24 protein-coding genes are annotated in these 22541 nt (G+C 46.7%); 23 read left to right on the forward strand and 1 reads right to left on the reverse strand.

What is annotated here, in order from left to right; all coding sequences use genetic code 11:
• Positions 1–31 precede the first annotated feature (31 nt).
• From ACH33_RS05420 to ACH33_RS05445, 6 genes are all read left to right on the forward strand, one after another.
• Positions 32–403, forward strand: a complete 372-nt coding sequence (locus ACH33_RS05420) for a hypothetical protein (protein WP_057898086.1) — start codon at positions 32–34, stop codon at positions 401–403.
• 132 nt (positions 404–535) lie between these two features.
• Entirely contained in the window at positions 536–1300 is a 765-nt protein-coding gene (gene fadH / locus ACH33_RS05425) for a 2,4-dienoyl-CoA reductase (protein WP_057898087.1), read from the forward strand.
• A 172-nt stretch (positions 1301–1472) separates the two neighbouring features.
• Positions 1473–2723 (forward strand): DUF445 domain-containing protein, encoded by a 1251-nt coding sequence (locus ACH33_RS05430; protein WP_057898088.1) that lies wholly within the window; start codon positions 1473–1475, stop codon positions 2721–2723.
• Between the two features lie 97 nt (positions 2724–2820).
• Positions 2821–4122, forward strand: a complete 1302-nt coding sequence (locus ACH33_RS05435; RefSeq protein ID WP_057900253.1) for an ATP-binding protein — start codon at positions 2821–2823, stop codon at positions 4120–4122.
• Between the two features lie 4 nt (positions 4123–4126).
• Positions 4127–5011 (forward strand): response regulator, encoded by an 885-nt coding sequence (locus ACH33_RS05440; protein WP_062731148.1) that lies wholly within the window; start codon positions 4127–4129, stop codon positions 5009–5011.
• Between the two features lie 260 nt (positions 5012–5271).
• Positions 5272–6348, forward strand: a complete 1077-nt coding sequence (locus tag ACH33_RS05445; RefSeq protein WP_057898089.1) for a D-alanine--D-alanine ligase — start codon at positions 5272–5274, stop codon at positions 6346–6348.
• Positions 6349–6407: 59 nt separating this feature from the next.
• On the opposite strand, the gene ACH33_RS05450 is transcribed toward ACH33_RS05445, so the two are convergent.
• Complete coding sequence (locus ACH33_RS05450) at positions 6408–7793, reverse strand: UDP-N-acetylmuramoyl-tripeptide--D-alanyl-D-alanine ligase (protein ID WP_057898090.1); 1386 nt, start codon at positions 7791–7793, stop codon at positions 6408–6410.
• Between the two features lie 227 nt (positions 7794–8020).
• Here ACH33_RS05450 and rpsU point away from each other — a divergent pair, with 227 nt between their 5' ends.
• The 17 genes from rpsU (at position 8021) to ACH33_RS05530 (ending at position 22501) form a co-directional block, all read left to right on the forward strand.
• A complete protein-coding gene (rpsU, locus tag ACH33_RS05455; protein ID WP_057898091.1) occupies positions 8021–8194 on the forward strand; it encodes a 30S ribosomal protein S21 in 174 nt (57 codons plus the stop codon).
• A 12-nt stretch (positions 8195–8206) separates the two neighbouring features.
• Positions 8207–8650: a GatB/YqeY domain-containing protein gene (locus ACH33_RS05460; RefSeq protein WP_057898092.1), complete on the forward strand. Its 444-nt coding sequence runs from the start codon at positions 8207–8209 to the stop codon at positions 8648–8650.
• 151 nt (positions 8651–8801) lie between these two features.
• Complete coding sequence (gene yqfC, locus ACH33_RS05465) at positions 8802–9083, forward strand: sporulation protein YqfC (protein WP_057898093.1); 282 nt, start codon at positions 8802–8804, stop codon at positions 9081–9083.
• Positions 9084–9100: 17 nt separating this feature from the next.
• Positions 9101–10285, forward strand: a complete 1185-nt coding sequence (gene yqfD, locus ACH33_RS05470) for a sporulation protein YqfD (RefSeq protein WP_057898094.1) — start codon at positions 9101–9103, stop codon at positions 10283–10285.
• 6 nt (positions 10286–10291) lie between these two features.
• On the forward strand, positions 10292–11263 hold the full coding sequence (locus ACH33_RS05475; protein ID WP_057898095.1) for a PhoH family protein: 972 nt from the start codon (positions 10292–10294) through the stop codon (positions 11261–11263).
• A 15-nt stretch (positions 11264–11278) separates the two neighbouring features.
• The gene (locus ACH33_RS05480; protein ID WP_057898096.1) at positions 11279–13402 is read left to right on the forward strand and encodes an HD family phosphohydrolase; all 2124 of its coding nucleotides are present in this window, start codon (positions 11279–11281) and stop codon (positions 13400–13402) included.
• Complete coding sequence (gene ybeY / locus ACH33_RS05485) at positions 13399–13881, forward strand: rRNA maturation RNase YbeY (RefSeq protein WP_057898097.1); 483 nt, start codon at positions 13399–13401, stop codon at positions 13879–13881. The genes ACH33_RS05480 and ybeY overlap by 4 nt, the downstream gene beginning before the upstream one ends.
• Before the next feature lie 10 nt (positions 13882–13891).
• A complete protein-coding gene (locus tag ACH33_RS05490) occupies positions 13892–14407 on the forward strand; it encodes a diacylglycerol kinase family protein (protein WP_082705912.1) in 516 nt (171 codons plus the stop codon).
• A complete protein-coding gene (gene cdd, locus ACH33_RS05495; protein WP_057900255.1) occupies positions 14400–14798 on the forward strand; it encodes a cytidine deaminase in 399 nt (132 codons plus the stop codon). Before ACH33_RS05490 ends, cdd begins: the two co-directional genes overlap by 8 nt.
• Positions 14791–15699, forward strand: a complete 909-nt coding sequence (era, locus tag ACH33_RS05500; RefSeq protein WP_057898098.1) for a GTPase Era — start codon at positions 14791–14793, stop codon at positions 15697–15699. The genes cdd and era overlap by 8 nt, the downstream gene beginning before the upstream one ends.
• A 111-nt stretch (positions 15700–15810) precedes the next feature.
• Positions 15811–15966, forward strand: coding sequence for a YqzL family protein (locus ACH33_RS19825; protein ID WP_204244857.1), 156 nt, complete (start codon positions 15811–15813; stop codon positions 15964–15966).
• Positions 15967–15994: 28 nt separating this feature from the next.
• Positions 15995–16762 carry a DNA repair protein RecO gene (gene recO, locus ACH33_RS05505; protein WP_057898099.1) on the forward strand — a complete coding sequence of 256 codons (768 nt, stop codon included), beginning with the start codon at positions 15995–15997 and terminating at the stop codon, positions 16760–16762.
• Positions 16763–17217: 455 nt separating this feature from the next.
• A complete protein-coding gene (gene glyQ / locus ACH33_RS05510; protein ID WP_057898100.1) occupies positions 17218–18093 on the forward strand; it encodes a glycine--tRNA ligase subunit alpha in 876 nt (291 codons plus the stop codon).
• Positions 18094–18097: 4 nt separating this feature from the next.
• Positions 18098–20173, forward strand: a complete 2076-nt coding sequence (gene glyS / locus ACH33_RS05515) for a glycine--tRNA ligase subunit beta (protein WP_057898101.1) — start codon at positions 18098–18100, stop codon at positions 20171–20173.
• 199 nt (positions 20174–20372) lie between these two features.
• Positions 20373–21014 (forward strand): transcriptional regulator CcpN, encoded by a 642-nt coding sequence (locus tag ACH33_RS05520; protein WP_057898102.1) that lies wholly within the window; start codon positions 20373–20375, stop codon positions 21012–21014.
• A gap of 13 nt (positions 21015–21027) precedes the next feature.
• Positions 21028–21858: a pyruvate, water dikinase regulatory protein gene (locus ACH33_RS05525; protein WP_057898103.1), complete on the forward strand. Its 831-nt coding sequence runs from the start codon at positions 21028–21030 to the stop codon at positions 21856–21858.
• A 178-nt stretch (positions 21859–22036) separates the two neighbouring features.
• On the forward strand, positions 22037–22501 hold the full coding sequence (locus ACH33_RS05530) for a YaiI/YqxD family protein (protein ID WP_057898104.1): 465 nt from the start codon (positions 22037–22039) through the stop codon (positions 22499–22501).
• Positions 22502–22541: the final 40 nt, after the last annotated feature.

Raw genomic sequence — 22541 nt, forward strand, 5'->3', positions numbered from 1 at the left:
AAATATAGGGGAATGACAAGGAGGGATGAAAATGGGCGAAAAGAACATACTTGCATATTTTAAAAGTCCGGAAGAAGCTGAAAAAGCGGCATCAGAGTTACAGACGCTTGGTGTGGTAGATATGCAAATCGACCGTATTTCCCGGTTTCCTGGAGATGGAGTAGGGCGTATCATGAATCCAATTACTAGTAATATGTCTTCGCTGGCTGATGTAACGTTAGGCGCTGATGTTTCGAACCGAGATGCAGGGGTGTTATTGGCAGCAGATGTAGGTGCCAGCGGAATGAGCGATGGAGGACAGGACGATACAATAGGACGTGATATACTGTTGACTATAGTAGTTGAAGAGGAAAAACATCATTCGGCACTTCAAATTGTAGAAAAGAACGGTGGAATACAGTAAAGGAAACCTTCCCGGCCAAATGGTTGCTGGGAAGGTTTTTAATATCATACATTAAATGATTGTTTATTCATTTTCATTTTTGTTCATTTCAGTATAAAATTAATATAATTCTAAAAAATAGGGAGGGAAATGATGAACAGGAAAGTAGCGATCGTTACCGGAGGTTCCAGCGGGATGGGGAAGGCGATGGCAAAGAAATTTGCGGAGAAAGGGGCGTTTGTCGTCATTACAGGGCGCAATGCAGACAATTTGGAAAAAACGAGGCAGGAAATTGAGCAGACGGATGGACAAGTGTTATGTGTGCAGATGGATGTGCGCAATCCGGAAGACGTCCAACGCATGGTGGATGAAACAAAACAGACATTCGGCAAAATCGATTTTCTTGTGAATAACGCCGCAGGAAATTTTATTTGTCCGGCCGAGGAGCTTTCGATTAACGGTTGGAATGCGGTAATTAATATTGTACTTAATGGAACATGGTATTGTTCGCAGGCGGTCGGCAAAGAATGGATTGCTACCGGACATAAAGGTAGTATTCTAAACATGTTGGCCACGTACGCCTGGCTGGCTGGGGAAGGTGTTATCCATTCAGCTTCGGCCAAAGCAGGAGTTATGGCTATGACAAGAACGCTTGCTGTCGAATGGGGCAAAAAGTATGGCATTCGTGTCAATGCGATTGCGCCGGGACCGATTGACAATACCGGGGGTGCAGCGCGACTGTGGGAATCGGAAGAAGCTGCGCGCAGAACACTGGAAAGCGTACCGCTCAGACGTCTGGGACAGCCAGAGGAAATTGCGAATCTTGCGTATTTTCTTTTGTCACCGGAAGCAGAATATATAAATGGTGAATGTATCACGATGGATGGCGGCCAGTGGTTGAACCGCCCTCCGTTTTAGGTATAACTGGCTGATTTCGCTCAATAGAGCGAAGTCGGCTTTTTTCATGTGTAAGAAACACTTTAGCCATCATTCCGTTCATGCCCATAGAGAAAATTGTTGTAAGCTTGTGTGCCGTTTGTGGTAAGCTTGATATGAAAACTGCCAGTAAAACAGTAAAGAGGGAAGATGAATGTCAGGAGAAGCAAAACATATCGCAAGTGTTTCACTCGGCGTGATGGCAGCCGGCTTCGCTGCTACGTTGCCGTTTCCGGATGCGCTTTGGTCCAGAATTTTACAAGGTGGATTTGAGGCGGGACTAGTTGGCGGCCTGGCGGACTGGTTCGCGGTCACTGCGCTGTTTCGCCATCCGCTGGGGCTGAAAATTCCGCATACGGCGCTGTTGCCGAGAAACCGCAAACGGATTACAGATGCGCTTGTTCATACCTTGGAAAATGACTGGCTGAACAAAGCAAGCATCGAAGAAAAAATAAAGCAAGTGAATATTACCGAAAAAGTGCTCGATATGCTTGAAAAAGAGCTTGCTTCCCCGCAGGTTAAAAGCGCGCTAAGGGCGGTAAGCGAACAGGTTGTTCGCAATATTGATATAGAACCGGTGTTTCCGATCATTGAGCAAAAACTCAAGGAATATGCCAGAAGCGTGAACATGGCTGATCTATTGCGCCGCTTGATCAATAAGATACTGGACGGGCGCTATGAAGAGAAAGTGTTTGATTTTTTGCTTGGGAAAGTGGGCGAGTGGACAGTACGAAGCGAGGCGCGTCATAAGCTGGGCTCCTTAGCGTTGCGCGCGCTTGATAACATTGAATTGGACGGATTTATGCAGTTTGCCTTAAAATCGTTTACCGGCATGCTCAACGAGGAAAAATTGGGCGGTGTGTTGCAAAATTTATTGCTGCGTATAAGCGATGATTTGCGCCGGCCAGAAAACAAAAACAGGCAAGCGATTCTGGCCTATGCACGCCGCGAGTTGGAGATAGCACGGGAAAATGAGGAGTTGTTGCACATCGTCGAACAATGGAAGGACAGTTTCATCGAAGAAGCGCGTTTGCGTGAACGTTTGGCGGATATTGCCCAGGATTTACGCGAACAGGCGCTGGCATTCGTAGGCAGCGATGCCTATTCGGCTCAATACGCGGTTCCGTTCCTTTCGCGTTTGCTTGCTACATTGCGCGCGGATAAAGAAATGATGCTTCGATTTGAAAATTGGACACAGCAGCAGATTGCCGTGCTGGTGGATCAGAACCATTCGAAAATCGGTAGTCTTGTTCGTGAAAACTTGGATAAGCTGGATAACGAAACGCTTATTCAAATGATGGAACAAAAAATTGGGAAAGATATTCAGTGGATTCGGGTGAACGGTGCGCTGTGCGGCTTTTTAATCGGGCTTGTGCTTATAACCATTAAAACTGTCGTACAATGAAGCAGGAGAATGGAAGATGGGCTCTGCCTGCGCGGATGCATATGATAGAGGCCCTTGCTTGAGGGGCTTCTTTTCTGTAGAAGGGAAGAGCGCGGTCATGCGTAACAAAGCTTTGATAATCGTTATTATGGTAACGACCACTATGTTATTGGGCGAATTGAAATATCAGCCGTTTCACAGTGATTTTCGCATTAGTTTTGGTAGCGGTATCTTTTTTTTCTGGTTGATATGGTTTCGTGAAATACCGATTTTGTTTGCTTCTCTATTGATGGGAAGCGCAGTGGTTTTATTCCGTATTTGGCTTGATTTCATGGCTCTGGGTGACGGATTTCGGTTATATGAAAGCGCGTTTATTCATGTACCTTCGCTTGCGTTTTACCTGTTTTTTGCTCTCATACTTTGGGTGGGTAAATTCTGGAATTATTTGCAAGCTCTCTTGAAGCTGGGAGCGCTCGGCGTGGTAGCCGATTTTTCTGGAAATATGCTGGAGCTTATCGTGCGTAAAATCCTTATCTCCCATGGCGTTCCGTTTTCTTTTCCGCCGTGGCCACCGTTTTTTCTGCTTATTCTTGCATTTGTACGCAGCTTTTTTATCGTAGGTTTTTTTTCCATTATCCAAATGCGACATTTGCGCGAGATAAGCCGCGAACAACAATTGCGCTTTGAAAAAATGCTAATGATTAGCAGCGACTTGCATGTAGAGGCACTATATCTTAAGAAGGTAATGGGCCACATCGAACAAGCAACGCGGAACAGCTATAATTTATATCGCGAGTTAAAAAAACAGGAGGCCAAAGGAAATCTGCCTGAACTCGACCCGCCGCTTTCCTGCTGCGCGCTCAGCATCGCGGAAGAAGTGCATGAGATTAAAAAAGATTCGCAGCGGATTTTGAGCGGAGTAAGCAAAATCATTCAGCAGGAGCAGATCGTAAAAGAGTTGACCATCGCGGAAATTGTTTGTCTCGTTCTCAACGCCAATCAAAAATATGCGCGTATGCTGGGAAAAGACATTTCATTCCAAAATGAAGTGGAAACGTCCCTTACGACCAGACATGTGTATTCGTTGCTTTCTGTGCTGAACAATTTGCTTTCCAATGCGGTGGAAGCGATTGAGGAGACGGGTACGATAGCTGTCCGCGCATATGAGCGGGACAGGCGTCTTGTATTCCGGATAAGCGATACGGGCACAGGAATTATGCCCGGAGACGAGGCGTTTATTTTTAAGCCCGGCTATACAACGAAATATGACGAACAGGGCAATGCTTCTACGGGTATTGGGCTTGCACACGTGAAAGATGTGGTAGAAAGCTTCGAAGGAACGATAAGGTTGGTGCAAGGACAAATTTCAGAAGTAACCGTATTTGAAGTTTCAATTCCGATACATAGGTTGTGGGGGTGAGCGTGTGAGATTTCGTTTTTTCATTATTGATGATGATCCATCTTCCCGTAAAATGCTTCATAACGCAATTGAATACGAAGATCTGGGCGATGTGGTGGGAGAAGCGGAAGACGGTCTCGGTGCGGAAGCGAGTATTATTTTAAAGAATTGCGATATCGTGCTGATCGATTTGTTGATGCCGAAACAGGATGGCATTGAAACCATTTCCCGTCTGCAGGAGATGGGGTATGAAGGTAAATTTATTATGATTTCGCAGGTGGAGCACAAAGATATGGTAGCGGAGGCATACAGCAAAGGTGCGGAATACTTCATCCATAAGCCGATTAATCGGATTGAAGTAATTTCAGTTATTAAGAAAGTCATGGAACATATTCGGTTAGAACGCTCCCTTGAAGGAATTCGTCATACGCTTTCCCTTTTCGATAAGCTGCCGAAAGAGCCGCCGGAAGATCGGGCCACGCCTTTTATTCGCAGTGTTCTGGCGGATTTTGGTATTCTCGGCGAATCGGGGAGTCAGGATTTGATTCATCTTATCGAATATCTGCTTAAGCGGTATAAAAATGAGCAGGTGCGTGAATTGCCGTCTTTGAAAGAAATCTTTACCGAGTATGCGACATACAGAAATGCTGCTGAAGTACAGCGGGAGGTAAGAGCGATGGAGCAGCGAATCCGTCGCACGGTGGCGCGGGCCCTGCAAAATATCGCTTCGCTTGGCTTAGAGGATTACAGCAATCCAAAGTTTGAAATGTATGCCTCCAAATATTTTGATTTTGCTGATGTCAGACAAAAAATGCGGGAGATTGAACAAAATGAAGACGGATCTCGCGTACGATTGAATGTAAAAAAATTTATTTTCACGTTATACATTGAAACAAAAGAACATACATAACAAGTTCACAACATTACAATTCTGCCATTTGGCGAATCGGTTGCTTCAACAAGAGCGGCGGATTGATTTCATGTTTGTTAAGCCTTCGTAAATTGCGAAAATATTAATGCCCTCATGCTCTCGAAAAACTGATATGATAAATACGTTGCACGAAATTTTATTTGTACATAGGATGAAGAAGCGAAAAACGTAGGCAATGGCCTGCTTTTTCAGCACGGGAAATAGGCTGTGCGATAGAGTAATGAAGGAGGACGTTACGGGTGTCAAACAAACGAAAACTAGGCGTGATTTACGGGGGAAAATCAAGCGAGCATGAGGTGTCAATTCACACGGCTCTGTCTGTTATTAATGCGGTAGATAAAACGCATTATGATGTGTTGCCGATTTATGTTAATGTAACTGGCCAATGGGTTCAAGGACCGTGGATCGAAAAGGAACTAGCGCATGTGGATGAGCTTCGTTTTTCTCTTGATTCTCATCAGGCGCCGGATGTTTTTGCTCTTAAAAATATGGTGGATGTGATTTTTCCAGTTATCCACGGGCCGAACGGTGAAGACGGTACGTTGCAGGGATTTTTAGAAATCATCGGTGTACCTTATGTTGGTTGTGGTGTGCTCAGTTCCGCGGTCGGCATGGATAAAGTGGTAATGAAAGAAGTGTTTGCAAGCGCAGGGCTGCGGCAGTGCAAATATCAGAGCTATTTGCGTAGCGAGCTTGAACGGAATATGGCGGCAATTTGCGATAAAATCGAAGCGGAGCTAGGTCTGCCATGCTTTGTTAAACCGGCGAATATGGGCTCAAGCGTTGGCATTAGCAAAGCGAAGGATCGCGCCGGATTAGAAGAAGCGCTTCGCTTTGCGGCGCGCTTTGACCGGAAAATTATTGTGGAGGCATTTATTTCGGGCCGTGAGCTGGAAATTGGCGTGTTAGGGAATGACGAGCCCGCGACATCGGTTGTCGGAGAAATCACATCAAGCAATGAGTTTTATGACTATGAAGCGAAATATAAAAGCAACGGCACACGTCTTGACATTCCGGCCAATGTGCCGGAAAGTGTAGTGGAGCGAATGAAAGAGATGGCGGTTAAAGCGTTCAAAGCGCTTGATTGCAGTGGCCTGTCCCGCGTGGATTTTTTCTGGGATGAAGCGAACGATGTGGTTTATATTAACGAAATCAATACAGTACCTGGATTTACGGCGTTTAGCATGTATCCGATGCTTTGGAAAGAGGCTGGTGTGTCGTATCCGGCGCTTATCGATCGCTTGATTCAATTTGGCATTGAGCGTTATGAAGAAAAGAAAGCGAATGAGCTTGTCGCGGAACAATTTAATGATTGATACTAGCAAAAAAGCCGGGCCTGCGGGATCATCCCGCAGGCCCGGCTTCGCTTTTTTATTTAGCACAATATATCCAGCAATGTTTCCAGATGCATTCCACGCGATGCTTTCAGCAACACGGCATAATTGTTGCTTTTGAATCGCTCCAGATAAGCGGCGGCTTCGTCCTTGTCCACGAAATATCTCGCTTCTGGTCCGTAGCCTTTCGCTAGGTGCTTCGCATCTTTGCCGATGGCGACAAGCTCAAATTCTTTGTCCAGTTCTTTTAGCTTCTTACCGACTTCGTGGTGATACGCTTCGCTTTGCGCTCCCAATTCGAACATATCGCCGAGTATCAGCACTTTTTTCCGATCCGGATAGATGGAAAGGAACGTTTCGACAGAAGCGACCATGGAAGACGGGCTAGCATTATATGCGTCATTAATTACCAGCAGTCCGTTCGCTCCTTCCAAGCGTTCAAAGCGCATTGCGGAAATCGTAAGCGTCGCAAGCTGTTTGATGATTTCGTCGCGGGAGATGCCAAGATGCATTGCGATAAAGATCGCGGGGAGCGCGTTGGAAATGTTGTGTTCACCGAACAGCGGCATGAAGCATTCGAATGGTTCACCTCCGTTCATTGTTACCACAAAGCGGCTGCCGTTTTCGTCGAATGAAAGGTTCGAAGCGGTAATGTCAGCTGTACAGGATTTTTCACCTGCGCGCTGTACATGGTAAAAATATGTTTTGCCCGGGTTCAGATGCGCGAGGTTGGCTACCAGTTCATTATCCTGATTTAAACAAGCGAATCCGTCCGGGTCGGTATGGCCGAGAATTTCCCCTTTTGCCTGGGCGATCATTTCCTTGGATTCGAAGAATTCCATGTGCGCATCGTTTACGTTTGTAATTACGCTATACGTTGGACGCACTATTCCGGCGAGAAAATCAATTTCCCCCGCGTGATTCATTCCCAATTCTAGCACCGCCGCTTCGGTGTCGGGCGTAATTTGCAGGAGCGAGAGCGGAACACCAAGATGGTTGTTGAAGTTTTTGTATGTTTTATATACTTTCTTTTGCCCTGACAATAGGTGGGCCAGAATATCCTTGGTGGTGGTTTTGCCGTTACTTCCCGTAATTGCGGCGATCGGTATGGTCAGACGGTTACGGTATATGCGGGCGATTTGCTGGAATGCTTTTTCCGTGTCTTTTACGCAGATGAGCGCAAACGTACTGGGCAATCCGGCGCTCAGCGCTTTCGCGCGGTCTGACACGAAAGCGGCGACGGCTCCGCCTGCTGCGGCGTTCACAAGAAAGTCATGACCGTCTCTTGCCCCGCTGGTCAGCGCCACAAATAGGGCGCCTTCTTTTATTTGGCGGGAATCGAAGTGAACGGATGTAATAACAGTATTCTGATCTCCCGCAAGCAGTTCCCCCGCGGTAATCTCCATAATCTCTTTTACGGTAAACATAAATGATGTCCTCCCGGTTCGTCTTTTTCTTTCCCATCATTATTCATTATAGCGCGATTGTGGGCAAAGAATAGGTTTTGAATAACCTGTCTGAGGAAAAGATAAAAAAGGAGGCTCAAGGTTGACCAGCTTATGCCTGTGTAATATAATATTTTTTGACGGCTTTTGGAGAACCTTTTCTTTCATTGGGTCGTCACTGATGGTTAAGGCGGAGGGAGGGGAAATAAATGGCAGAAGTTCGTGTACGTAAAAATGAGTCGTTAGACCAAGCGCTGCGTCGATTCAAGCGTGACTGCTCCAAGGACGGCGTTCTTGCGGAACTGAAAAAGCGTAGACACTATGAGAAGCCGAGCATCAAACGCAAGAAGAAGTCCGAGGCGGCTCGTAAGCGCAAGTTTTAGGAGGAATAATTAATGAGACTCATCGATCGTCTGACAAATGACATGAAGCAAGCGATGAAAGATAAAGACAAGCTCAAACTTTCCGTCATCCGCCTGGTGAAATCCGCGATTAAAAACGAGGAGATTAATCAGGGCAAAGAACTGTCTGACGATGAAGTGCTTACTGTCTTGACTCGTGAGCTGAAGCAAAGACGCGATTCCCTCCAAGAATTCGAAAAAGCTGGTCGTGACGACCTTGCAACATCCGCGCGTGATGAAATTAAAATATTGATGGAATATATGCCTGAACAATTAAGCGAAGATGAAATTCGTACGCTCGTTAAGGAAGCGATTGAGCAAACCGGTGCTTCTTCGAAGAAAGACATGGGTAAAGTTATGGGCGCACTTATGCCAAAAGTGAAAGGGCGCGCCGACGGAAGCTTGGTCAATAAAATTGTTCAGGAATCTTTATCTTAAATGTAGCGATGGATCATGACCCCGCATGCATTACGCATGCGGGGTTTTTGCGTTTTCCGTCTTCATATTCTTTGTCTTTTACGCATATCGTGAAGGTAGAGACTATGCATCTTTCTTTTAGGTCCGGATGCGGAAAAGGGGGGCCTTTCGGGTGAAAAAATGGAGCGAAAAATGGCGGCGGATTGCTACCGGTGTGCTGGACGTGCCGCAGGACTTAACGATGGAAATGCCGCGCATTACCATGATTGGCCAACTGCAGATGTATATTGAAAACCATCGCGGAGTCCTTTGGTTCAGCAATCAGGAACTCCGCTTGCTTTTAACGAAAGGACAGCTCTTAATCCGGGGGAAGAACTTGATCATTCGCATGATATTGCAGGAGGAAGTGCTTGTAGAAGGAACCATTCACCAAGTCGTGTTTCTTGATGAATAGGGAAAGGGGAGACGGGTATGAATCAAGGGGGAAGCTGGCTTAAAGGATACCTTGTTCTTAAAGTGCGCGGCAAACGCCTTGAGCGTTTTTTGAACCGCATTGTCGGACAAGGCATCTATGTTTGGGATATCCGCCGGAGTGCAGAGGAAGCTTATTTGAGCATTCCTCTCGAAAGTTTCTATCAGCTCAGGCCGTTTTTAAAAGAAACCGGATGCCGGATTTATATTGTCCGACGCGTCGGTTTTCCTTTTTTGTTGCACAAAATGTGGACGCGCTCTATGTTCGTCGCGGGCGTGCTTATTTTCTTTATAGGAATTTACTTCCTGTCTAACGTAGTATGGAGTGTGCAAGTGATTGGCAATGAAAAAATTTCTTCTCAGCAGATAAAGCAGGTGGCCGAACAGTTTGGGATTAAACGCGGCGCGCTAATTTTTCGTCTGCCTTCCGCCGAGCAAATGCAGCGAGAACTAATGAAGAAAATTCCGCAAGCTTCTTGGATCGGTTTTGAAATGAAAGGCACGACAGCGCTTATCCGCGTTGTCGAAAAAGTATTGCCCGAAAAGAAGGAAAATTTCGGGCCGCGTCATATTATCGCTACAAAGAAAGCGATTGTGCATTCTATTTTCGCTGAAAAAGGGCGCCAGATGGTGCGGCCGAATGATTTGGTGAAGCCGGGAGACATTCTTATCTCCGGCGTGTTGGGTGACGGGGAACAAACGGTGCTCGTACCGGCGACAGGTCGGGTGGAAGGGGAGACGTGGTATGAATCGACCGTTATGGTTCCTCTGAAACAAAAGCGCCTCGTATTAACCGGGGAAAGCTATACGAACCGCTATCTTATGTTTGGAAAACATGCCGTCAAAATCCAGGGGTTCACTGCCGAACCGTATGCCCAATCCACCAAAACGGAAGATACAAGCTGGCTTACAATCGGAAAAGCGGCCTTGCCGCTCGGTGTAAAAAAAGAGATCATTCGGCAACGCCAAATGATTGAAGTGAGCCTGACAGAAAAGGAAGCAATAGAAATCGGAAAAAAATATGCACGCGAGAATTTAGAAAAACGTCTAAAAAAAGGAGGGTATGTCAAGACGGAAAAAGTTTTGCACGAAAAGCAAGACAATGGTAAAGTTTATATGAAGATTTATTTTGTCGTAGTTGAAGATATCGCAGCTGAACAGCCTATTACTTACGAAGGAGAATGAGGTCTTTTGCACGTAGAAGAGACAAGCAAAACGATACGTCTTGAGAGTGCGGAAGAAGCCAGCTTACTATTCGGCCCGCACGATTCGTACTTGAAAGAAATCGAAAATGCCACGCCTGCGCACATTTTCGCTCGAAGTGAGGAAATTACCATCTCCGGCTTGCCGCAGGAAGTGGATCGTAATGTGCGTCTGCTTAAAGTGCTGTCATCCCTATTGCGCCGTGGTGTAAAGCTATCCTTGCAGGATGTGTTGTATGCGATTCAACTGTCTAAGGAAGACGCGCTTGAAGAATTAATGGAGCTATATGATCAACCGATCGCTACGTCGGTAAAGGGAAAGCAAATCCGCGTCAAAACGATTGGACAGCGCCACTACATTACCGCGATCAAGAAAAATGATATCGTGTTTGGCATTGGCCCAGCCGGTACGGGTAAAACGTACCTTGCGGTCGTGATGGCTGTGAATGCGCTCAAGGCCAACAGAGTAAAGCGGATTGTGTTGACCCGCCCGGCTGTGGAGGCGGGAGAAAATCTCGGATTTTTGCCAGGAGATTTACAGGAGAAAGTGGATCCATATTTGCGGCCGCTGTATGATGCGCTCCAGGATTTGCTGGGCACAGAAAATATGATGAAGTATATGGAACGGGGCATTATTGAAGTCGCGCCGCTGGCATATATGCGGGGCCGCACGCTTGACGATTCGTTTATCATTCTCGATGAAGCACAGAACACAACACCCGAACAAATGAAAATGTTTTTGACGCGCCTTGGTTTTGGCTCGAAAATGGTCATTACTGGAGATGTGACTCAGGTGGACTTGCCGCGCGGAAAGAAATCTGGCTTGCAGGACGCGTGTCGAAAGATTGAAGGAATCGACGGGATTTCCTTTGTGCGTTTAACCGGAATGGACGTGGTTCGTCACCCGCTGGTGCAGAAGATTATTACCGCCTATGAACAGGAGGACGAGGAATCTCGCTAAAAGGGGTTGTATGATATGAAATGGAGACTAAGGCGGCTGCATCTTTTTGTTCCCGAATCGTGGAAGACAAGTGCGACCATTCGCCGGTTGCTGTTTGTTCTTCTCGGGTTAATGGTTTATTTCCCCCTTATGGGGGATGTACTGCCCAAAACGTTTGATTTGCGTGTAAATACGGTAAGCGATGTTACGCTGACCGCCCCGGTGACGGTGGAAGACACTGAGGCGACCGAGCAGGCGCGGACCAAGGCGGCTAGCGAAGTGCAGCCAGTCTACTCGCGCAACGATAACATTACGACCCATCAGGTAAAACTGGTCACTTATATTTTCAAAAAAGCGGGCGAATTGCAAGCGAAGCAGGAGTTAACACCGGAAGCCCGACTGAAAGAATTCAAAGAAAACGTTCCGTTTGCCCTGTCAGCAGAAACGTTGCAGGCGCTTCTGACGCTGCCGGTTCCGGCATTACATGCAGCGGCCCAAGAAACGAACAAGGTTGTTATTTCAATTATGCAGAAAGGGGTCGATGAAAAAGTTACGTCGAACCCGGAACTTGTACAGCAGCGAGTAAATCAGCAGATCGTACTTGCGGATCTTGATAGCAAGGTGCGTAAAGTAGTGAGAGAGGTCGCGATGGCGAGCATTGTGCCGAACCTGACGATCGATGAGGAGGCGACCAACGCCCTTAAAGAATCCGTTCGCCGTTCCGTAAAGCCAGTCATGATCTATAAGGGAGAAGTGCTGGTAGAAAAGGATCAGTATATCTCTGAGGAAGTGTACCGAAAGCTGGATGCGGCGGGGTTACTGGAGCAAAATGCAAGCAAACGTCCGCTTCTCGGGCTTGCGCTGTTTGTCACGTTTTTCGTTGCTTTTCTTGCGATGTATATGGCACAAGCGCACCGGAATGTGTATAAAAACAATACGCACATTCTAATGTTTTCACTCATTATTTTCTTAAACATTCTGGTTATGAAAATTATAAGTGCGGGCCAGACGGTCGATTTTTTCTCGCCGGGCTACGGGGTGCCGGTTGCGCTCGGCTCCATGCTTATCGCAATTTTGCTGGATACGCAGCTTGCGGTCGTTTGCAGCCTATTATTCGCGTTTGTAGCCGGCATCGTGTTCAATTATGAGAGTTTACTACCTGTGGATTTTCGCTATTTGTTCTACGGATTTTTAAGCGGAGTGGCAGGGGCGTACTCGCTCGGCAAAGCGACGAAGCGGTCGCGGATTTTGCAGGCGGGATTTATCGTTTCGATGGTAAATATAGCGATTATTTCCGCGCTGTACCTGCTCGTCTCTTCCACGGTGACATGGCGTGAACTTGTTAATGCATATGCATTTGGCGCCCTGAGTGGTGTGCTGGCGGCTGTGTTGACGATCGGCTTTCTGCCGTTTTTTGAAGGGATGTTTGGCATTTTATCTCCGATGCGCTTGCTTGAGCTATCCAATCCAAACCAACCGCTTTTGCGTCGTCTGTTAATGGAGACGCCAGGAACGTATCATCATAGTATGATGGTGGCAAACCTGTCGGAAGCGGCATGCGAAGCGGTGGGCGCAAATGGGCTTTTGGCACGTGTCGGAGCGTATTATCACGATGTCGGCAAAATGAAGCGTCCGCACTTCTTCATTGAAAATCAGATGAATCGTGATAATCCGCATGATACGTTATCCCCGGCGCTTAGTAAGCGCATTATTATCGCACATGTGGAGGATGGTGTACGCATGCTTGAGGAGCATAAACTGCCGAAGCAAATTATTGATTTTGCACAGCAACACCATGGTACGACGCTTTTGAAGTATTTCTACCATAAAGCGGCGAAAATGTCTGACGCGTCGGTGCTTGAGTCAGAATACCGGTACCCGGGACCGAAAGCACAGACAAGGGAGACGGCGATTGTCGGCATTTGCGATAGTGTTGAAGCAGCTGTTCGTTCGCTTTCCAGGCCGACACCAGAGCGGATCGAGCAGCTTGTGCGCCGGATTATTGCAGACCGTTTGGAAGATGGGCAGTTTAACGAATGTGATTTGACGATGCAAGAACTGGAGATCATTACGCGCACGATTTGCGAGACATTGCATGGCTTTTTCCACAACCGGATTGAGTATCCGGACGATAAACAGGCGGCGGTGAACCAAGCATGAGTATAGAGATCGAATTTATCCAGGAATATGTTCCGAAAGTACCGGAAAATGTGCTTGATCTTGTGAGCCGGGCGCTTACAGAGGCAGCCCGCGTGGAAGAGGTGGATGGGGAAGTAACCGTCACGTTTGTTGGCAATGAACGCATCCACGAGCTGAACCGGGAATACCGGGGTATTGATCGTCCGACCGACGTACTTTCGTTTGCGATGAACGAGACAGGGGAAGACGAGATGGAGATTTTCCTTGGCGAAGACATGGAAGAGATGCCAAATATGCTTGGAGATATTATTATTTCTGTACCGAAAGCGAAGGAGCAAGCCGAAGAATACGGTCATTCTTTTGAACGGGAAATGGGGTTTCTTGCCGTGCATGGCTTTTTGCACTTGCTTGGCTATGACCACGAGACAAAAGAGCAGGAAAAAGAAATGTTCGGGCGGCAGGAAGAAATTTTGAATCGGGTGCGTCTCACGCGCGACTAGGTGCATGCGGATGAGAAATGAATGGCAGCGATTGAAGCGAAGCTTGGGCCATGCTACCCGTGGAATATGCTATACTGTGAAGACTCAGCGAAACATGCAAATCCATGTTGTCATGGCGTTGCTTGTGCTCTTTTTGGGATGGTTTTTGGCTGTCCCGAAAGGGGATGTTTTGCTGGTCTTTTTTTCTGTTTTTCTTGTGCTAATTTTGGAGACGGTAAATACTGCAATTGAAAAAACCGTCGATTTGGTGGTGGGCGAGAAGCGCCACCCTTTGGCCAAAGTCGCCAAGGATGCGGCTGCGGGCGCCGTGCTGTTCGCCGCCATCCTTTCCATACTTGTAGGAGTATATGTTTTTTTTGAACCTTTGTGGCAGTTTATACAGAATGGGGAAAGGAGAATGATCCATATAAGGGATCGGGATAGCGCTGCGTTTTTTCTCACGGTCGCAGGCATGTGTATCTTTGTACTGTGGCTTGTGGCCCAGATTTTTCGCCCGGAAAAAAGGAGGATGACCGATGATGGATAATCAAGCTCTTGTACAGGAAGCGCTCAAGGCGCGTGAAAAAGCGTATACGCCGTATTCCAATTTTAAAGTTGGGGCCGCGCTTTTGACAAAAGACGGCAAGGTGTATCACGGGTGTAATATTGAGAATGCTGCTTATTCAGTGTGCAATTGCGCGGAAAGAACCGCTTTGTTTGCCGCGTACGCAGAAGGTGACCATGAATTCGAGCGGCTGGCCGTCGTCGCGGATACGCCAGGACCCTGTTCACCCTGTGGGGCATGTCGTCAGGTGATTTTCGAATTGTGCCCGCCGCAGATGGAAGTAATTATGAGTAACATAAAAGGAGAGATAAAAGTCGTAACGGTAGCGGAACTGCTGCCAGGAGCATTTAACCAGGAGGATTTGAATGGATAAAAAAGGATACAAGTCAGGATTTGTTGCTATTGTTGGTCGCCCGAATGTCGGGAAATCAACACTGATGAACTACATCGTTGGACAAAAGGTTGCGATTATGTCAGATAAACCCCAGACGACGAGGAATAAAATCCGCGCCGTCTACACATCGGAAGAAGGGCAGATTATTTTCATCGATACGCCGGGCGTGCACAAACCGAAATCAAAGCTCGGCAACTATATGAACCGTACAGTGGAAAACGCGCTACGTGAAGTGGATATGATTTTGTTTCTCGTCGACGCGTCGGAAACATTCGGGCCGGGCGACGAGTATATTATCGAGAAGCTTAAACAAGTCAAAACTCCTGTATATTTGGTTATCAATAAAATCGACAAAGTGCACCCGGACGAATTGCTTCCGTTTATTGATCAATACAAGGAGAAGTATGAGTTTGTGGAAATCGTGCCGGTTTCCGCGTTGCTTGGCAACAATGTAAACCGCTTAATGGAACAGTTGCTTGAGCGGCTGCCGGAAGGTCCGCAATACTATCCGGCGGATCAAATTACAGATCACCCGGAGCGGTTTGTTGTTGCGGAGCTTATTCGCGAAAAAATCCTGCATTTAACCCGTGAGGAAGTGCCGCATTCCATCGCTGTGGTAATTGAACAAATGAAACCGCGTGAGGATAATGAGAATCTTGTCGACATTTATGCTACAATTTATACGGAAAGACCTTCGCAAAAAGGCATTTTGGTTGGTAAGAAAGGCTCCATGCTAAAAGAAATCGGCATGCGGGCACGTGAGGATATCGAGCGTTTGCTTGGGACAAAAGTATATCTCAATTTGTGGATTAAGGTAAAAAAAGATTGGCGCAATCAGGAGAATCTGTTCAGAAACTTCGGGTTTTATGATGAAGAGTAATCGGTTTTCTGGTAAATGTTCCAACGGATAGCGCATGCGGCATCGGGTTATGATAAGAATAAAGTTTCGTCACTCATGCTTTGCTTATCTTCTCCGAAAGGATGGATACAAATGCTCAAAGACTTTTATTGGCATTATTTTGCCCAGACAGGTAGTATTTATGCCTACTTGCTGTATACGGAGCATGACGATGCTTTATTCCTGGAAGAGCTTACAGAGCCTGAGAACATCGCTGGTGTAGATCAGCCTTCTCTTACGGAAGTATAGAATAGCGCCAGCAGAGGGGAATGAAGGAATGATTGGAAAAGCGGAAGGAATCGTTGTCCGCACCACCGATTATGGGGAAGCGAACAAAATTTTGACTGTTTATACGCGTGAGGCCGGTAAGATTAGCCTGATGGCCCGTGGTGCAAAAAAATCGAAAAGTCGCTTTACAGCCGTATCGCAGCTTTTTACGTACGGCTATTTTCTTTATCAAATCGGCTCAGGCATGGGTTCGCTTCAGCAGGGAGATCTGTTGAATTCGTTCCGTGCCATCCGCGGAGATTTAGTAAAAACGGCGTATGCGGTATACTTAGCGGAATTGCTGGATCGTCTAACCGAGGATAAAGAGCCAAACCAATATTTATTCGAGATGATGCTGTATGCCCTAAAGTGGATGGAGGAAGGCAAAGATCCTGAAATCATCGCACGTCTGTTCGAAATGAAAATGCTCTACGTGACCGGGTGTCGGCCTCAATTTCATGCTTGTATGAATTGCGGAACGAAGGATGCCCCATTTTTCGTCAGCATTCAGGAAGGTGGTTTTATTTGCCAGTCCTGTCAACGAGAAGATGACCCTTCGCTTATCGTTGCCAGCCCTGGCACGGTAAAAATTTTGCGCCTGCTACAGCAAATGAACATGCCGCAGCTTGGTAACGTCCGGGTCAAACTGGAAACGAAGCGACAGTTGCGCCGTATATTGTACGCATTTCTTGAAGACTGCACGGGGCTATATTTGAAATCGCGTCGCTTTCTCGATCAAATAGACCAGCTTGGCTTTGCAGACCAGAATATAGAATGAGAGTTGACAATGACCTCAAAAATGTTTATATTTATCTACAAAATTGATAGCTATAAACGTCGCGCAATGATGGAGAGGAGTAACCAGACAGGGGGCCTCATAGCGAGTCGGGGATGGTGTAAGCCCGGCGGCAAACACTGGTGAACGGCACTTCTGAGCGTGTTTATATGTAAGAGTGGATCGGCTTATATATTCTAACTTTTCTCTTATTCAGCCGATCAAATAGGGTGGAACCGCGGGAGTGACTCCCGTCCCTATGTTGTATGATTTCTCATACTGCATAGAGACGGGAGCTTTTTATTTTGGTATAAGAAAGCATATGTTGCTTTATAGTGATAAAGTAACATATCCTTTCGCTCTATTCGTAAACGAGGAAACACTCGCGAGGTGTGTGCCATACGTTGTTTTTCCATCTTCATGATATCAATTTTTATAGAAGAAAAGAGGTACGAATCATGAATTTCCAGGATATTATTTTGTCATTGCAGAACTTTTGGGCAAAGCAAAATTGTATCATCGTCCAACCGTATGACGTTGAAAAAGGCGCGGGTACGATGAGCCCAATGACATTCCTGCGTTCTATCGGTCCGGAGCCGTGGAACGTAGCATATGTGGAGCCTTCCCGTCGTCCGGCGGACGGACGTTATGGCGAAAACCCGAACCGCCTGTATCAGCACCATCAATTTCAAGTGATTATGAAGCCATCGCCAGATAATATTCAGGAATTGTATCTGGAAAGTCTAAAAGAGCTTGGCATTGATCCTTTGGAGCATGATATCCGTTTTGTGGAGGATAACTGGGAAGCCCCAACGCTGGGCGCCTGGGGGCTTGGCTGGGAAGTATGGCTTGATGGCATGGAAATCACACAATTTACGTATTTTCAGCAAGTAGGCGGCATTGATTGTAACCCGGTGGCGGTCGAGATTACATACGGTCTTGAACGTCTCGCTTCCTACATTCAGGACAAGGAAAACGTGTTTGATTTGGAGTGGGTAAACGGCTACACATACGGTGACGTATTTAAACAAGCCGAATATGAACATTCCAAATATACGTTCGAAGTATCGGATGCAAAAATGTTATTTGATCTATTCAGCACATACGAGGCGGAAGCGAAGCGCTGCATGGAGCAAAAGCTGGTGTTTCCGGCGTATGACTATGTGCTGAAATGTTCGCATACATTCAACTTGCTCGACGCGCGCGGGGCCATTAGTGTAACGGAGCGCACGGGTTATATCGCCCGGGTGCGCAATCTGGCCCGCGAAGTGGCGCAGACGTATTATCATGTGCGGGAAGAGCTCGGGTTCCCGATGTTGAAGAAGGAGGTTTAAGCGAATGAGCAGGACGCTATTGCTTGAGATTGGTACAGAAGAAATGCCGGCCCGCTTTGTTGCCGGCGCGTGCGAACAATTGAAAGAAAAAGTGGAAAAATGGTTGAATCATAACCGTATTTCCTACGGCGAAGTGAAGAGCTTTGAAACTCCGCGCCGCTTCGCGGTGATGATTAAAGACGTGAGCGAACAGCAGGAGGACATCAATGAGGAGTTGCGCGGGCCAGCGAAAAAAATCGCGATGGACGAAAATGGCGAATGGACAAAAGCTGCGCTCGGTTTTGCCCGCGGCAAAGGTTTAACTCCGAACGATCTGTATGTAAAAGAGGTGGGTGGCGCCGAATATGTATTCGCCCGCAGACACCAAGCGGGACAGCCGACGGCGGAACTTTTGCCTCAGCTTGCTGAAATCATTACCGGCCTTTCTTTCCCGAAAAATATGCGCTGGGGTGCATATGACCTGCGTTTTGTCCGCCCGATTCGCTGGATTGTCGCGATGTTCGGTTCCGACGTCATTCCGATGGTTATTGCCGGCATTCGCTCAAGCAATGAAACGCAGGGTCACCGCTTCTTGGGCCAAGCCGTAAAGCTTGAAAAGCCGGAAGATTACGCGAGCGCCCTCGCCGAGCAATATGTGCTAGCCGATCCCGAAGAAAGGAAGCAACGCATTCTTTCGCAAATTAAAGCACTGGAATCCGAAAAAGGCTGGAACGTGCCGATTGACGAGGGGCTGCTGGACGAGGTTATCCATCTTGTGGAATATCCGACCGTTTTGTCGGGAAGCTTTGAGAAAGAGTTCTTGGAAATTCCACAGGAAGTGCTTGTGACATCGATGCGCGAGCATCAGCGGTATTTCCCGGTACAAAATGATAAAGGTGAGCTTTTGCCGCACTTTGTAACTGTTCGCAATGGAGATGAACGCGCGCTTGAGACAGTAGCTCGCGGCAACGAAAAAGTGCTGCGCGCCCGTTTATCTGATGCCCGTTTCTTTTATCAGGAAGACCAAAAGCTGAAAATTGAAGATGCGGTGGTACGCCTAGAAAGTGTTGTATTCCACGAAGAACTAGGCACCATTGGTGATAAAATTCGCCGCATTCAGGAAGCTTCAGACGAAATCGCCACCAAAGTGGAACTATCTGCTGTAGAAAAGGAAAAACTGGCGCGCGCAGCGGCTATCAGCAAGTTTGATCTTGTCACGCAAATGGTATACGAATTTCCGGAACTACAGGGAATTATGGGGGAGCGCTATGCTCGTCTCGCTGGTGAGGACGCGATCGTAGCCCGTGCGATTTTTGAACACTATCTTCCGCGTTTTGCCGGAGACAGTTTGCCGACCACGAACGAAGGAGCTGTGTTGAGTATCGCCGACAAGCTCGATACGATTGTCGGCTGCTTCGCTATTGGAATCGTGCCGACTGGTTCGCAGGATCCGTACGCTTTGCGCCGCCAGGCTGCCGGTATTGTGCAAATTCTGCTTGACAAAGAGCTTCACATTTCGCTTGAGGAACTGTTTGATATAGCGCTGTCGATTCTTGATGGAAAATCGTTGTTAAAGCGCGATAAAGAAGAGATTAAGCAGGATTTGCGTGAATTTTTTGCGCTGCGTCTGAAAAACTTGCTGCAAGAACAGCACGTACGTTATGATGTGATCGACGCGGTGCTCAGCGCCGACTCGACCCGTGTGACTGATGTGGTAGAACGGGCGGAAGCACTGATGGCACAGGTCGATGAAGAAGAATTCAAAGGCATCGTTGAATCGTTTAACCGGGTGAACAACCTTGCACAGAAAGCGGAGACGAAAGAAGTAAATCCGGATCTATTTGAAACGCGCGAAGAACGTGAACTATGGACGGCGTTCCAGACCATCAAGCATGAAGCGGAAGCACTGCTTGACGCGCGTAAGTTTGACAAGGTCTTAAGCCGCATAGGAGAATTAAAAGCTGTTATCGACGCATTCTTTGACCATGTTATGGTTATGGTAGAAGATGAAAAAATAAAAACGAATCGTCTGGCGCTTTTAGCTTCTATCGCGACGTTCGTCTTTGCGTTTGCCGACTTTAGCAAGATTGTTTTTGCGTAAAAATCAAACAAGAAAGAAAGGTGCAGAAGACGTCTCGGTTTTTCATTATGTGAAAAAGCGCCGCGCGCTCTGCGCCTTTTTTGTTCTTAACGAAAAATTACTTGCAGGACGTGTTTAGGATTATATAGTATATACTATATGTAGAGAAGTGTACGATTAGTATGTCATGATTGATCTCCGAAATAGGAGGTGAGCGGTCATAGAACTCACGAAACGTCAGGAACATATTATTGAAATTGTTAAAAATGAAGGGCCGATTACAGGTGAACAAATCGCTGAACGTTTGTCGCTTACGCGTGCTACGTTGCGTCCCGATTTGGCGATTTTGACCATGGCCGGATTTTTGGATGCACGGCCAAGAGTCGGATATTTTTATACCGGAAAAGACAGCAATCAGTTGATTAAAGAAGAAGTCAGTCGTAAAATTGTGAAAGACTATAAAGCCCCGCCTATTATTATTAAAGAATCTAGCTCTGTATATGACGCGATATGCACCTTGTTTCTTGAAGATGTGGGGACCTTGTTTGTTGTAAACGGCAAGGGACATCTGGCGGGAGTTGTCTCCCGCAAGGATTTGCTTAGGGCTGCGCTGGGCAAGCAGAACCTTGAAGATATGCCGGTTAGCATTATTATGACGCGGATGCCTAATATCATTATCTGTACGCCAGAAGATAGCCTGTTGGACGCGGCCAAAAAATTAATTGATTATCAGATTGACTCCCTTCCGGTTGTGCGACCGGCAAAAGACGCGGGAAAAAATGCGTATGAAGTGGTGGGCCGTGTGACGAAAACAACGATTACTCGGGGATTTGTGGAGCTGGGCAATGAAATAAACGTATAGCAAAGGAGGAACCATGTTTCCTACATTTCTACATGATGCAACCGTTTATGTTGTTTCCGATTCCGTCGGTGAAACGGCCGAATTTGTAGTAAGGGCTGCAGCCACCCAATTCGCGGGGCAGTCTGTGCAAATTCGTAAGTTTCCTTACATAGAAGATGAAGGGACATTGAATGAAATTATCCGGGCTGCTGCTGAATCAAAGGCAATTATCGCTTATACACTTGTTATTCCCACGCTCAAAGCACACATTAAGCGGAAGGCGGCCGAAGAAAATGTGGTAGCCGTCGATATTATGAGCCCAATGGTAGACGCGCTACAGATGTATTTGAACAAAGAGCCGAACAATAAGCCCGGACTTGTTCGCCAGCTTGATGAAGATTATTTCCGCAAAGTTGAGGCGATTGAGTTTGCTGTGAAATACGATGATGGTCGTGACCCGCGCGGTATTCTGCGGGCTGATGTTATTCTTATTGGCGTATCCCGCACATCCAAAACACCGTTGTCGATGTATTTAGCCAACAAGAGATTGAAAGTCGCCAACGTTCCGCTCGTGCCGGAAGTCGAACCACCGGAAGAATTATTTCTTGTTCCAAGTGAACGGTGCATCGGTTTGACGATTAATGCGGATCAGCTAAATATGATTCGTACCGAGCGTCTAAAATCGCTTGGTCTTACGCCGGAAGCCAACTATGCAAGCATGGAGCGTATTAAGCAGGAGCTTGAATATTCAAGCAAAATTATAGAGAGAGTTGGTTGTCCCGTCATCGATGTCTCGAACAAAGCCGTTGAAGAAACAGCCAATATTATCATGGAAATCATTCGGCGCAACGGAATAAAAAAATAAAAGCGAAAGCGCAGCCTTCATGCTGCGTTTTTTTGTCGCATAAGAAAGTATATGTTGCTTTACGATGACAAAGCAACATATGCTTTCTCTTCATTTTCTTTACTTTCGACAACTTTCGAAATTGACAAACTATATTTTTTGTGCAGGAAAAAAAACATTCATGTAGAATACTACGGATATGAATAAAATAAAGCCTGAAATATGGGTTGATGCTGATGCCTGTCCGGTGAAAGATGTCATTCTTCAAGAGGCTGAGCAGAAGCAAATCACGGTCATTTTTGTCTCTTCGTATAACCACTATTTGTCGTTGTCACATCCGCTGGCCCGCGTGATTTTCGTGGATGCCAGTTATCAATCCGTTGATATGTATATTATCAATGGTGTGAAAGCAGGCGATCTGATTATTACCGATGACTATGGGTTGGCCTGCCTTGCCTTGGGAAAAGGATGTCTAGCGTTGGGAACAAGAGGAAAAGGGTATACTGGAGATAATATCTCTTTTCTGCTTATGAACCGTCACATTTCGCGGCAAACGGCTAAAGCCGGGAAAAGGCTGAAAGGGCTGCGTCCGTTGACTACTAACGAAGTCGAGTGTTTTCGACAAAATCTACGAAAACTTTTGTGCAACGAAGAAGGAATTTAAGAGGTTTTGACGAATATTATTATTCCGTTGCCTTTTTAGT

It is taken from the genome of Aneurinibacillus sp. XH2, assembly GCF_001439585.2.
GTDB classification, from domain to species: Bacteria; Bacillota; Bacilli; order Aneurinibacillales; family Aneurinibacillaceae; genus Aneurinibacillus; species Aneurinibacillus thermoaerophilus.

Bases quoted from the DNA above. Each gene is read 5' to 3' on its own strand.
- ACH33_RS05420 (WP_057898086.1), top strand. From the start codon at position 32: ATGGGCGAAAAGAACATACTTGCATATTTTAAAAGTCCGGAAGAAGCT.
- fadH (WP_057898087.1), top strand. From the start codon at position 536: ATGAACAGGAAAGTAGCGATCGTTACCGGAGGTTCCAGCGGGATGGGG.
- ACH33_RS05430 (WP_057898088.1), top strand. From the start codon at position 1,473: ATGTCAGGAGAAGCAAAACATATCGCAAGTGTTTCACTCGGCGTGATG.
- ACH33_RS05435 (WP_057900253.1), top strand. From the start codon at position 2,821: ATGCGTAACAAAGCTTTGATAATCGTTATTATGGTAACGACCACTATG.
- ACH33_RS05450 (WP_057898090.1), bottom strand. From the start codon at position 7,793: ATGTTTACCGTAAAAGAGATTATGGAGATTACCGCGGGGGAACTGCTT.
- rpsU (WP_057898091.1), top strand. From the start codon at position 8,021: ATGGCAGAAGTTCGTGTACGTAAAAATGAGTCGTTAGACCAAGCGCTG.
- ACH33_RS05460 (WP_057898092.1), top strand. From the start codon at position 8,207: ATGAGACTCATCGATCGTCTGACAAATGACATGAAGCAAGCGATGAAA.
- yqfD (WP_057898094.1), top strand. From the start codon at position 9,101: ATGAATCAAGGGGGAAGCTGGCTTAAAGGATACCTTGTTCTTAAAGTG.
- ACH33_RS05480 (WP_057898096.1), top strand. From the start codon at position 11,279: ATGAAATGGAGACTAAGGCGGCTGCATCTTTTTGTTCCCGAATCGTGG.
- ybeY (WP_057898097.1), top strand. From the start codon at position 13,399: ATGAGTATAGAGATCGAATTTATCCAGGAATATGTTCCGAAAGTACCG.
- ACH33_RS05490 (WP_082705912.1), top strand. From the start codon at position 13,892: ATGAGAAATGAATGGCAGCGATTGAAGCGAAGCTTGGGCCATGCTACC.
- cdd (WP_057900255.1), top strand. From the start codon at position 14,400: ATGGATAATCAAGCTCTTGTACAGGAAGCGCTCAAGGCGCGTGAAAAA.
- era (WP_057898098.1), top strand. From the start codon at position 14,791: ATGGATAAAAAAGGATACAAGTCAGGATTTGTTGCTATTGTTGGTCGC.
- ACH33_RS19825 (WP_204244857.1), top strand. From the start codon at position 15,811: ATGCTCAAAGACTTTTATTGGCATTATTTTGCCCAGACAGGTAGTATT.
- recO (WP_057898099.1), top strand. From the start codon at position 15,995: ATGATTGGAAAAGCGGAAGGAATCGTTGTCCGCACCACCGATTATGGG.
- glyQ (WP_057898100.1), top strand. From the start codon at position 17,218: ATGAATTTCCAGGATATTATTTTGTCATTGCAGAACTTTTGGGCAAAG.
- glyS (WP_057898101.1), top strand. From the start codon at position 18,098: ATGAGCAGGACGCTATTGCTTGAGATTGGTACAGAAGAAATGCCGGCC.
- ACH33_RS05525 (WP_057898103.1), top strand. From the start codon at position 21,028: ATGTTTCCTACATTTCTACATGATGCAACCGTTTATGTTGTTTCCGAT.
- ACH33_RS05530 (WP_057898104.1), top strand. From the start codon at position 22,037: ATGAATAAAATAAAGCCTGAAATATGGGTTGATGCTGATGCCTGTCCG.